We start from the raw sequence: 12027 nt of genomic DNA on the forward strand, positions 1-12027 counted from the left end.
ACCAAACATGGGTGACATGACCACAGAAGGCGCCAGCATCAGTGCTGGCATCGACCTCAGCCAGTTCTACCAGGTCTTCTTCGAAGAGGCCGGCGAAAACCTCGACAACATGGAGCAGTTGCTGCTCAACGTGAACGTCGAGGCCGCAGACGACGAGGAGCTGAACGCGATCTTCCGCTGCGCCCACTCGATCAAAGGCGGCGCGGCGACGTTCGGCTTCGGCGATGTGGCCGAGCTGACGCACCAGATGGAGACGCTGCTGGACAAGCTGCGCCGCCACGAGCTGCAGCCCAACGCCGCGATGGTGGACGTGCTGCTGCAATCGGGCGACGCGCTGCGCGCCCAGCTCGGCCGCCACCAGGGTTCCGGCGGCGACGTGATCGACACGACCGACCTGCTGGTCAACATCAAGCGTTTCGTCGAAGGCGGCGGCGCGCCGGCCGCGACGCCGGCGCCCCAAGCTGCCGCGGCGCCCGCTGCGGCCAAGCCGGCACCGGCGCCCGCCGCAGCAGCGGCCTCGGCCACCAAACCGGGCACGCGGCTGCTGGAGATGCAGGTCGGCCCGCTGACCGATCTGAGCCTGGCCGACAACCTCGTCGAGCTGTTCAAGGAGATCACCGACCTCGGCACCATCGAGCCGCTCGATGCCGGCCAGAGCTCGGACGGCATGCGCCGCTTCAAGGTGCTGACCAGCTCGACCGACAACGACCTGCTGGACCTCTTCACCTTCCACGTGGCGCGCGAACAGGTCAAGCTGACGCCGCTCGGCCCGGGCTTCGGCTTCTATGACGGCGCCCCGGGCGCCCCGCCGGCCGAAGCGCCGTCGGCCGACCCCGGCTACGGCTTCTTCGACGAAGCGCCCGGCATGCCTGCCGGCGCGGCCGCGCCGGCCGTCGAGGCCGCGCCTGTGGCGGCCGACGCCGCCATCGTGCCGGCCCGCCCGGCCACGCCCGCCAAGGCCGAGTCCAAGCCCGCGGCCATGGACCAGACCACGCTGCGCGTGTCCATCGAGAAGGTCGACCAGCTCATCAACCTGGTGGGCGAACTCGTCATCACGCAGGCCATGCTGGCGCAGAACAGCCGCGACGTGGACCCGGCGCTGTACCAGCAGCTGACGTCCGGCCTGGCGGACCTGGAGCGCAACACGCGCGATCTGCAGGAATCGGTCATGTCGATCCGCATGATTCCGATGGCGACCGTGTTCAACCGCTTCCCGCGCATGCTGCGCGACCTGGCCGCCAAGCTGGGCAAGAAGGTCGAGCTGGTCACCCAGGGTGAAGCCACCGAGCTGGACAAGAGCCTGGTCGAGAAGATCACCGACCCGCTGACCCACCTGGTGCGCAACAGCTGCGACCACGGCATCGAGATGCCGGCCGACCGGCTGGCGCGCGGCAAGCCCGAGCAGGGCACGATCACGCTGGTGGCGTCCCACCAGGGCGGCAGCATCGTCATCGAGGTGCGCGACGACGGCCGCGGCCTGAACCGCGAGAAGCTGATCAAGAAGGCCCGCGAGAAGGGCATCGACGCGCCGGACACGATGACCGACGCGGAGTGCTGGAGCCTGATCTTCGCGCCGGGCTTTTCGACCGCAGATGTGGTCACCGACGTGTCCGGCCGCGGTGTCGGCATGGACGTGGTGAAGAAGAACATCACGTCGCTGGGCGGCACGGTCGAGATCGACTCGGCCGAAGGCTACGGCATGAAGGTGTCCGTGCGGCTGCCGCTGACGCTGGCCATCATGGACGGCATGAGCGTGGGTGTGGGCGACGAGTGCTACATCCTGCCGCTGTCCTCGGTCGTCGAGTCGTTCCAGGTGCAGTCCAACACGATCAAGACCGTCGCCGGCTCCGGCCGCGTCGTCGAGGTGCGCGATGAGTACATGCCGGTCATCGAGCTGGAGCGCGTCTTCGACGTGCCGCGCTTCGACTTCGAGCATGTCAGCTCCATCATGGTCGTCGTGGAGGCCGAGGGCGGCCGCGTCGCGCTGCTGGTGGACGAGCTGCTCGGCCAGCAGCAGGTCGTCGTGAAGAACCTCGAAGCCAATTACCGCAAGGTCAACGATGTGTCGGGCGCCACCATCATGGGTGACGGCCGCGTCGCGCTGATCCTGGACGTCGGCAGCCTCGTGCGCCGTTCGCGCCACTAATCCACCACACCACAAAAGAGCAGAGGTCCGCATGGAAGCCAGCAACGTCCCCGCGCTGCGCCAGCAAGGCGCCGTCACCGCCAAGTCCCATGGCCCCAAGAGCGGCGAGTACCTGACGTTCCGCCTGGGTTCCGAGGAATACGGCATCGACATCCTGAAGGTGCAGGAGATCCGTTCCTACGAGCAGCCCACGCGCATCGCCAATGCGCCCGACTTCATCAAGGGCGTCGTCAACCTGCGCGGGGTCATCGTGCCCATCGTCGACCTGCGCCTGAAGCTGAACTGCCCCAGCGCCGAATACAACAGCTTCACCGTCGTCATCGTGCTGAACGTGAAGAACCGCGTCGTCGGTGCGGTCGTCGACTCCGTGTCCGACGTGCTGGAGCTGAACCGCGACGCCATCAAGCCGGCGCCCGAACTCAGCGCCGCATCGGTGGACACCAGCTTCATCACCGGCATCGGCTCGGTCGGCGAACGCATGCTGATCCTGATGGACATCGAGGGGCTGATGAGCAGCGCCGAGATGGGCTTGATGGACGCAGCCATCGCCGCCTGAACAGCTTCCGAGCCTTGAGCACCCGGGCACCGCCGGCCACGGCCGCGTGAGCGGTGCCCTGCCCGTTTGGCCTTCCTGGAGGACCGCATGAGTCAGCCCGATCGCTCCATTGCTCGCCAGGTCTCCGTGTCCGGCGCCGTTGCTGTCGCTGCGGCGCTGCTCGTCGTCAGCCTCGTCGTGGGCGCGCTGCTGCAACGTTCGGCCCAACAGCAGGTGCAGACCTGGGTCGGCGACAAGGCCGCCTCGCTCGTCGACGCGATGCAGGCGATGGACGACGTCGCCGCCAAGCAGACGCAGCGCAGCTTCGGCTCGTTCCGCCAGGAATTCGGCCCCAGCTTCACGCTGGACGACGCCACCGGCGAGCTGCGCGACTGGGGCCCCAAGCTCAACGGCAACTTCACGCAGGTCGACAAGTTCGCCGCCGTCAATGGCGGCGTGGCCACGGTCTTCGCGGCCAGGGGCGATGGCTTCGAACGCATCACCACCTCGTTGAAGAACGAGAAGGGCGAACGCGCCATGGGCACCCTGCTGGACAAGCAGGGCGCCGCGTACGCGGCCATCACCGCAGGCAAGTCCTACACCGGCCGCGCGCTGCTGTTCGGCCGCGCCTACATGACGCACTACGAGCCGATCAAGAACGACGCCGGCAAGGTGGTGGGCATCCTGTTCGTCGGCTACGACCTCGATGCCTTCGAGGCCGCCATCGACCGCATGGCCGGCAGCGCCAGGTTCTTCGAACATGGCGGCACCTACATCGTCGCCAGCAACAAGGATCCGTCGAAGGCGGTGCTCGCCGTCCACCCGACCGCCAAGGGCAAGCTGCTGTCCAGCGTTGCGCCGGGCTTCGAAAAGCTGCTGGCCGAGCAGAAGGACAACGCCGTCGTGCTGGACGACGTGCCCGACGTGCTGGGCAACGGCCGCTCGGACAACTTTGCCGTCGCCCGCAAGAGCGACAAGACCGGCTACTGGGTCATTGCCCAGGTCTCGCGCGGCGAGGCTCAGGCCGCCGGCCGCTCGACGCTGTGGTTCTTCTGGGGTGCGCTGGCACTCACCACCGTGGGCCTGGGCTTCGGGCTGCTGTGGATGATGCGCCGCTGGGTCGCGCAGCCGCTGGCAGCCTTGCAGAAAGCCGTGGGCGCCATTGCCGACGGCGACCTCAGCCAGTCGGTCAGCAGCACGCGCAACGACGAGATCGGCTCGCTGATCCTGGACACCGAAAGCATGCGCCAGCGCCTGGCGGCCACCATCGGCACGGTGCGCAACTCGGTCGACAGCATCGCCACAGCGGGCACCGAGATCGCCACGGGCAACCTGGACCTCAGTCAACGCACCGAGCAGACGGCCGGCAATCTCCAGAGCGCAGCGTCGTCGATGAGCGAGCTGACCGGCACGGTGCGCCAGACGGCCGACTCGGCGCGCACGGCCAACCAGCTGGTGCAGTCCGCTGTATCGGCGGCGACGCGCGGTGGCGAGGTGGTCGGCCAGGTCGTCACCACCATGAACGACATCAACACGGCCAGCAAGAAGATCGCCGACATCATCGGCACCATCGACGGCATCGCGTTCCAGACCAACATCCTGGCGCTGAACGCCGCGGTGGAAGCGGCCCGGGCTGGCGAGCAAGGCCGCGGCTTCGCGGTCGTGGCCGGCGAAGTGCGCTCGCTGGCCGGCCGCAGCGCGCAAGCGGCCAAGGAGATCAAGGCGCTGATCGGCAACAGCGTCGAGCGCGTCGAGAACGGCGCCCGCCTGGTGCAGGCCGCCGGCACGACCATGGGCGAGATCGTGTCCAGCGTGCAGCGCGTGCAGGACATCATTGGCGAGATCACCTCGGCCGCCACCGAGCAGAGCGAGGGCATCGCCTCGGTGAACACGGCCGTCGTGCAGCTGGACCAGATGACGCAGCAGAACGCAGCGCTCGTGGAAGAGTCCGCCGCCGCGGCCGAGAGCCTGAAGGAACAGGCACAGCGGCTGGTGGAGGCCGTGGCGGTGTTCCGCGTCGCCGGCAGCGAGCCGCTGCGCAAGGGGGTCGCACCCAGGCCGGTCCCCTCGCCAGCGACTGCACCCAAGGCTGCGGCCAGTGCGCCGAAGCCGACACCCAAAGCGGTCGCACCCAAAGCCACGGCCGTCGCCCCCAAGCCTGCACCGGCCGTGAAGCCAGCGCCCGTGGCCGCGCCCCGCGCTGCACCCGCCCCGGCGACCAGCGCCGAAGGCGACTGGGAAACCTTCTAAGCCGCACGCCAGAAACAACGAGGCCCGCTGAGCGCGGGCCTTGTTGCTTTCAGCGGCTCGACGTGTTCAGACGCGCTCGGCCACCCAGGCCGCCACGCCCGCCAGCGCCGCCGCCACACCGGCCGGCTGCGTGCCGCCGGCCATGGCCAGGTCGGGCTTGCCGCCACCCTTGCCGCCCACTTGGCTGGCGACGAAGTTGACCAGCTCGCCAGCCTTGACCTTGCCCACGCTGTCAGCCGTCACACCGGCCGCCAGTTGGACCTTGTCGCCGTCCACGGCAGCCAGCACGATGGCCGCGGTCTTGAGCTTGTCCTTGAGCTTGTCCATGGTCTCGCGCAGCGTCTTGGCGTCGGCGCCTTCGAGACGAGCCGCCAGCACCTTGATGCCCTTGACGTCCACCGCCTGGGCCATCAGCTCGTCGCCCTGGGCGGATGCCAGCTTGCTCTTGGCGGCGGTCAGCTCCTTCTCCAGCGACTTGATCTGGTCCAGCACGGCATGCAGGCGCGCGCCCAGTTCGTGCGGCGAGGTCTTGAGCGTCATCGCCGCACCTTGCACCGTGGTTTCCAGCGACTGCAGGTAGGCCAGCGCGTTGTCGCCGGTGACGGCCTCGACGCGGCGGATGCCGGCTGCAACGCCCGACTCGGCGACGATCTTGAACAGGCCGATGTCGCCGGTCGCCTTGACGTGCGTGCCGCCGCAGAGTTCCTTGGACGAGCCGATGGACAGCACGCGCACGGTCTCGCCGTACTTCTCGCCGAACAGCATCATCGCGCCCGACTTCTGCGCGTCGTCCAGCGCCATGACCTGGGCCGTGGCACCGGCGTTGGCGAGGATCTCGGCGTTCACGAGGGCTTCCACCTCGCGGATCTCCTCCGCCGTCATCGGCGCGTTGTGCGCGAAGTCGAAGCGCGTGCGCTCCGCGTTCACCAGCGAGCCCTTCTGCTGCACGTGCGCGCCCAGCACCTCGCGCAAGGCCTTGTGCATCAGGTGGGTGGCACTGTGGTTGCGCACGGTCTTCGCGCGGCGCTCGGCGTCCACGCGGGCGGTGAAGGCATCGCCGACCTTGACCGAGCCCTCGGTCACCTGGCCATGGTGGCCGAACACGTCGGCCTGGATCTTGATGGTGTCCGCGACGGCGACGCGCGTCGTGCCGTTGCGCAGGTCGCCCGAGTCGCCGACCTGGCCGCCGCTCTCGGCATAGAACGGCGTGTGATCCAGCACGATGACGGCGTCGTCACCGGCGTGCGCCTCGTTCACCTGCGCGCCATCCACATACACGGCCGTGACCTTGGCCGTCTCGATGAGCAGGCCGTCGTAGCCGTGGAACTCGGTCGGCGCGCCGCTGTAGGCCAGGCCCTGCGCCATCTTGAACTTGCCGGCGGCGCGGGCGCGGTTCTTCTGCTCTTCCAGCAGCTCGTGAAAGCGTGCCTCGTCCACCGCCACGCCGCGCTCGCGGCAGACGTCGGCGGTCAGGTCGACCGGGAAGCCGTAGGTGTCATGCAGCTTGAAGGCGGTGTCGCCGTCGACGTTGCCGCCCTTGGCCAGGGCCGCTTCCAGGATTTCCATGCCGGTCGCGATGGTCTGGAAGAAGCGCTCTTCCTCCTGCTTCAGCACGTCCGTCACGCGGGCCTGGGCCTGGCGCAGCTCGGGATAGGCATCGCCCATCTCGGCGGCCAGCGCGCTCACCAGCTTGTGGAAGAACGGCGTGCGGGCGCCCAGCTTGTAGCCGTGGCGGATGGCGCGGCGGGCGATGCGGCGCAGCACATAGCCTCGCCCGGCGTTGCCGGGGATGACGCCGTCGACGATGGTGAACGAGCAGGCGCGGATGTGGTCGGCGATGACCTTCAGCGACGGGCTGGTGGCGTCACAGTCGCCACCACCGGCTTCGTCCACGGCCTTCTTGGCCGCGGCCAGCAGGTTCACGAAGGTGTCGATCTCGTAGTTGGAATGCACGTGCTGCAGCACGGCCGCCAGCCGCTCCAGGCCCATGCCGGTGTCCACGCTGGGCTTGGGCAGCGGGTGCATCACGCCGTCTTCAGTCCGGTTGAACTGCATGAAGACGTTGTTCCAGATCTCGATGTAGCGGTCGCCGTCTTCGTTCGGCGATCCCGGCGGGCCGCCGGCGACGTCGGGGCCGTGGTCGTAGAAGATCTCGGTGCAGGGGCCGCACGGGCCCGTGTCGCCCATCATCCAGAAGTTGTCGGACATGTAGCGCCCGCCCTTGTTGTCGCCGATGCGCACGATGCGCTCGGCGGGCACGCCGACCTGCTTGTTCCAGATGTCGTAGGCCTCGTCGTCCTCGGCGTAGACGGTGACCCAGAGCTTGTCCTTGGGCAGGCCGAAATTGACCGTCAGCAGCTCCCACGCAAAAGCGATGGCGTCCTTCTTGAAGTAGTCGCCGAAGCTGAAGTTGCCCAGCATCTCGAAGAAGGTGTGGTGGCGCGCGGTATAGCCGACGTTGTCCAGGTCGTTGTGCTTGCCGCCGGCGCGGATGCACTTCTGGCTGGTGGTGGCGCGGGTGTAGGCGCGCTTGTCGAAGCCCAGGAACACGTCCTTGAACTGGTTCATGCCGGCGTTCGTGAACAGCAGCGTCGGGTCGTCGCCCGGCACGACCGGGCTGGACGCGACGATCTGGTGCCCCTTGGACTCGAAGAACTTCAAAAAGGTCTGGCGGATCTCGGCGGCTTTCATCCGGGGCTTCCTGGAAAAGGTCTGTGACAAGGAGGGGCGATTGTAGGGAGGGGGCTTTGCGCCGCAGCGGTAGAGTGCCCATCCATTCGATTGGAGATCCCCGATGGACGCGAATTCCCCCTTGGCCGCGCTGGACGATGCCGGCCTGCTGCGCACCCAGGCACTGATCAACGGCGAGTGGGTCGGCGCCAGCAGCAGCTTTGCCGTGACCGACCCCGCCACCGGCCAGGAACTGGCGCAGGTGCCCAACCTGGGCCGCGCCGAGGCCGAATCGGCCATCGCCGCCGCCGCCAACGCGCTGAACGCCTGGCGCGGCAAGCCCGCCAAGGAGCGCGCCGCGGTGCTGGTGCGTTGGCAGCAACTGCTGGTGAAGCATGCCGACGACCTCGCGCGGCTGATGACGGCCGAGCAGGGCAAGCCGCTGGCCGAGGCACGCGGCGAGGTCATCTACGGCGCGAGCTTCCTGGACTGGTTCGCCGAGGAGGGCAAGCGCGTCTACGGCGAGACCATCCCGACGACGGACCCGACCAAGCGCTACCTGGTCATCAAGCAGGCCGTGGGCGTCTGCGCGGCCATCACGCCGTGGAACTTCCCGCTGGCCATGATCACGCGCAAGGTGGCCCCGGCGCTGGCTGCCGGGTGCACCGTCATCATCAAGCCGGCCGAGGCCACGCCGCTGACGGCGCTGGCCGCGGCCGAGCTGGCCCAGCGCGCGGGCATGCCGGCGGGCGTGCTGAACGTGCTGACGGCCGATGCGCAGCAGTCCGTCGAGATCGGCCACCTGCTGTGCGAGAGCGACGTGGTGCGCCACTTGTCGTTCACCGGGTCCACCGAGGTCGGCCGCATCCTGATGAAGCAGTGCGCGCCGTCGATCAAGAAACTCAGCCTGGAACTGGGCGGCAACGCGCCGTTCATCGTCTTCGACGACGCCGACCTCGATTCGGCCGTGGACGGTGCCATCGCCAGCAAATACCGCAACGCCGGCCAGACCTGCGTCTGCGCCAACCGCATCTACGTGCAGGCCGGGGTGTACGACGCCTTCCTGGAGAAGTTCGCGGCCAAGGTCGTGGCGCTGAAGACCGGCAACGGGTTTGAATCCGGCGTCAACGTCGGCCCGCTGATCGACGACCAGGCCCTGCAGAAGGTGGAGACCCACGTGGCCGACGCCATCGCGCTGGGCGCCAAGCTGCTGACCGGCGGCAAGCGCATCGAGACCCCAGGCGGCAACTTCTTCGAGCCGACGCTGCTGGCCGATGCGACGCCGCAGATGCTGTGCTCGCGCGAGGAGACCTTCGGCCCCGTGGCGCCGGTGTTCAAGTTCCAGACCGAGGACGATGCGATCCGCCTGGCCAACTCGACCGAGTTCGGCCTGGCCAGCTACTTCTACAGCCGCGACATCGGCCGCATCTTCCGCGTCGGCGAGGCGCTGGAGTACGGCATGGTGGGCATCAACACCGGCCTGATCTCGACGGCCGAAGTGCCGTTCGGCGGCGTCAAGCAGTCGGGCCTGGGCCGCGAGGGCGGGCGCCAGGGCATCGAGGATTACGTCGAGGTGAAGTACCTTTGCCTGGGCGACATCCAGAAGTAGGCGCGCAATGAAAAACCGCGAGGCGGCCTGTCGGCCACTCGCGGTTCGGGAGACAGCAAGCCGGGCCCATGAGGCCCGGCTTCTGTTTCAGGACTTACTCGAAGTCGACGCTGAATGTCAGCGTGGTCAGGCGGGGAGCGCCGAGGTAATAGAACTCGGTGCTCGGCGTGTAGTTTGCGCCGGAGCCCTTCAGCGTGGTGTTCGCTGCGTTCGTGATGATCGACGACGCGCTGAGGTACCGCTTGTTGCCAATGTTGGACACGTTCAGGCGCAGTTGCGGGCTCTTGAGCATGCCCCAGTTGGCGAACTTGTAGCCGGCGTCCAGATCCAGCGTCGTGTAGCTGGGCACCAGTTCCTGGTTCATCAGGTCGGCATACTGCGAGCCGGTGAACTTGCCCTTCAGGCGGGCATAGATCGGGCCTTGCTCGTACTGCAGCGACAGGGCGGCCATCTTCTCAGGCGTCTTGCCGAACTGCTTGCCGCCGATCGGCAGGAAGCCGGTGGTGGTGACCTTCAGGTCTTCCTTGATGGTGCTCTTCTGCAGCGACAGCGAGCCGTAGGCCGAGAAGCCGTTGAACACGCCGCTACCGATTTCGAGCTCCAGACCGCGGTTCTTGACGCCGCCGGCGTTCACGTAGGTGCTGACCTGCGTGTTCGGATCCGTCGCCTGAACCTGGCGGTTCTTGAAGTCGGAGTTGAACAGCGTGGCCGAGATCGTCACGTCACGCGACTGGAAGCGCCAGCCGGCATCGACCATCACCGACGTTTCCGACTTGATGTCGACGATCGGTTCCGCGGCGGCCGTGCCGTTGCGGTTCACGAAGCCGACATAGCTGCCGAAGTAGGCGAAGTTCGGCGGTGCGCGGAAGTTCTTCGACACGTTCATGAAGACGTGCTGCTTGGCGTCCAGGTTGAAGCGGGCGCCGAGTTGCGGCAGCACTTCATGGAAGGTGCGCTTGATGTTGTAGTCCTGATACAGGCGGGCGCCGCCGACGAGAGCACCGGTCGTCGGGTTCACCGTGTAGGACAGGTTGCCGCTCTCGTTGCGGTAGTTGCTCACATCACGCGTCACGCTCGGCAGCTTCAGGCCGAAGTTTACGAAGGCCCGGTCATTCAGCAACGTGATCTGGTCGTTCAGGTAGACCTGGGTCACTGTGCTGATTGTCTTCGTGTTGCGGCCTTCATAGCAGCTGCCATCGGCACGCTGGATGCAGCCGTCCTGCAGCCAGATGTCCGCCGGGATGCCGTCGGAGTTGATACGCACGGCCGGCTGGGTCTGGATGTGCTGCGCGCGCTCGAACCACAGGCCTGCCTTCAGGTAGTGATTGCCCAACGTCGTGCTGAGTTCGGCGGTGATGCCGGGACGGTTGGTCTTGGTCACGCTGGCACGAGCCACGGCCACCTTGTCCAGCTTGTCGCCGTCACCGTTGATGTCGACCGCGCCGCCCAGCAGGCTGCTGCCGCTGCTGCTGCTGACCGCGGCTGCGCCGGTTTCGTCCAGGATCATCTGGGACCAACCGCCATTGCCGAAGCCGTACCACATGTAAGGCTGCACCTTCAGATAGGTGTCCTTGGCCACCTTGAACGAGCCCGACACCGAAGCGATCACGTTCTTGAACGGGTTCAGCGCCATGCCGTAATACAGCGGCGATTGGACCACGTCGGTCTGAGCGCCGGCTCCCGGCGTCTTCAGCGGCGTGAAGGTCGGAGCATAGTCAAAATAGTAGCCGTTCGCGGCGATCTGGGCCTTGCTCACGCTCCAGATGTTCTGGTTGACCATCCGGTTGTACAGGATGGAGCCCAAGATCTTGTTGTCTTCGTTCAAGTCCAGCGAGAAGCCGGCGTCGATGTGGTCCTTCTTGGCCTTGCCCACGCCCTTCCACTTGTCGACGGCGGCGTGCGAGTAGCTCAGGAAGACCTTTGCCATGTCGTTGGCGAAGCGACCGGAATCAACGCGCACGAATGTGCGGTTCAGGTTCAGGCCACCCAGGGTTTGGGTGAAGCGAACCCGGCGCTTGTCCGTAGGGTCGCAGGTGATCATGCTCACAGCACCACCCGTCGCACCGCTGTTGGGCGATTCCAGCTCCGGAGAACCCTGAGCCACCGAAGCGGTACAGACGTTTTCCTTGTCGATCATTTCCTGGGCGTAGAACGCATAGCCGCCCGAGTCATTGACCGGCACGCCGTTCACGGTGAAACCGATCTGGTCGGAGCCGAAACCGCGGATGCTGACGTCACCACCGAACATGCCGGTCGCGTCGTAGTTGTAGGTGTTCACGCCGGGCAGTTGCGCGATGCTCTGCAGCACATTGCCGGTGCCGAGTTCCTTTTCCATCGCCGCCTTGGTGATGGTGCTGCGGCCCTTGACGGAATCGTCGTTCAGCATCATGCCGGTGCCCAGCTTGCCGCCGGAACCGACCACGGTGATCGTACCCAGACGCACCTTGTCGTCTTGCGCGCGGGGCGCCGCTGCATCCTTGTCATCGGCGGCCGGCGCAGTCTGTGCGTGCACGGCCGACGTGGCGAGAGCCACCACAGCCAGGCTTAGAGCCGTTCGGCCGAAACGGCCCAAATGCTTTTCAGTCATCCCAATCACTCCTGTTGTTCGCGCGGCGTCCGCGCGGCTGCTGTCGAAAAAATGTCACGGAAACGTCATTGCGCGCTTCTCGAGGCTGCTGCACGCATCGCTCGGCTAAGACTTGGCTGCAACGGTGACGGAATTGTCATGACTTTCTGTGACAGAACTTTACGGGTAAGTCAGAAGTGGCCCATTTCAGACAGTGAGACCCATGCCAACGCACTGCGCCAGTGCGTCGC

At 66.7% G+C, this 12027-nt stretch carries 6 protein-coding genes; 4 read left to right on the forward strand and 2 right to left on the reverse strand.

Annotation, left to right across the window (positions count from 1 at the left end; genetic code table 11):
• Positions 1-7 precede the first annotated feature (7 nt).
• The 3 genes from ACO07H_RS19600 (at position 8) to ACO07H_RS19610 (ending at position 4931) form a co-directional block, all read left to right on the forward strand.
• Positions 8-2146, forward strand: coding sequence for a chemotaxis protein CheA (locus tag ACO07H_RS19600; protein ID WP_422017238.1), 2139 nt, complete (start codon positions 8-10; stop codon positions 2144-2146).
• A 31-nt stretch (positions 2147-2177) separates the two neighbouring features.
• Entirely contained in the window at positions 2178-2702 is a 525-nt protein-coding gene (locus ACO07H_RS19605; protein WP_422017240.1) for a chemotaxis protein CheW, read from the forward strand.
• 87 nt (positions 2703-2789) lie between these two features.
• A complete protein-coding gene (locus ACO07H_RS19610; RefSeq protein ID WP_422017242.1) occupies positions 2790-4931 on the forward strand; it encodes a methyl-accepting chemotaxis protein in 2142 nt (713 codons plus the stop codon).
• Between the two features lie 66 nt (positions 4932-4997).
• Here ACO07H_RS19610 and alaS read toward each other — a convergent pair whose 3' ends face one another.
• Positions 4998-7622: an alanine--tRNA ligase gene (gene alaS / locus ACO07H_RS19615; RefSeq protein ID WP_422017244.1), complete on the reverse strand. Its 2625-nt coding sequence runs from the start codon at positions 7620-7622 to the stop codon at positions 4998-5000.
• A 103-nt stretch (positions 7623-7725) separates the two neighbouring features.
• On the opposite strand from alaS, the gene ACO07H_RS19620 reads away from it, so the two are divergent.
• Positions 7726-9210, forward strand: coding sequence for an NAD-dependent succinate-semialdehyde dehydrogenase (locus tag ACO07H_RS19620; protein ID WP_422017246.1), 1485 nt, complete (start codon positions 7726-7728; stop codon positions 9208-9210).
• A 94-nt stretch (positions 9211-9304) separates the two neighbouring features.
• Here the strand turns inward: ACO07H_RS19620 and ACO07H_RS19625 are convergent, their stop codons facing one another.
• Positions 9305-11743, reverse strand: a complete 2439-nt coding sequence (locus tag ACO07H_RS19625) for a TonB-dependent receptor (RefSeq protein WP_422017248.1) — start codon at positions 11741-11743, stop codon at positions 9305-9307.
• Positions 11744-12027 lie beyond the last annotated feature (284 nt).

It is taken from the genome of Roseateles sp., from assembly GCF_965229315.1.
Taxonomy (GTDB): Bacteria; Pseudomonadota; Gammaproteobacteria; order Burkholderiales; family Burkholderiaceae_C; genus Pelomonas.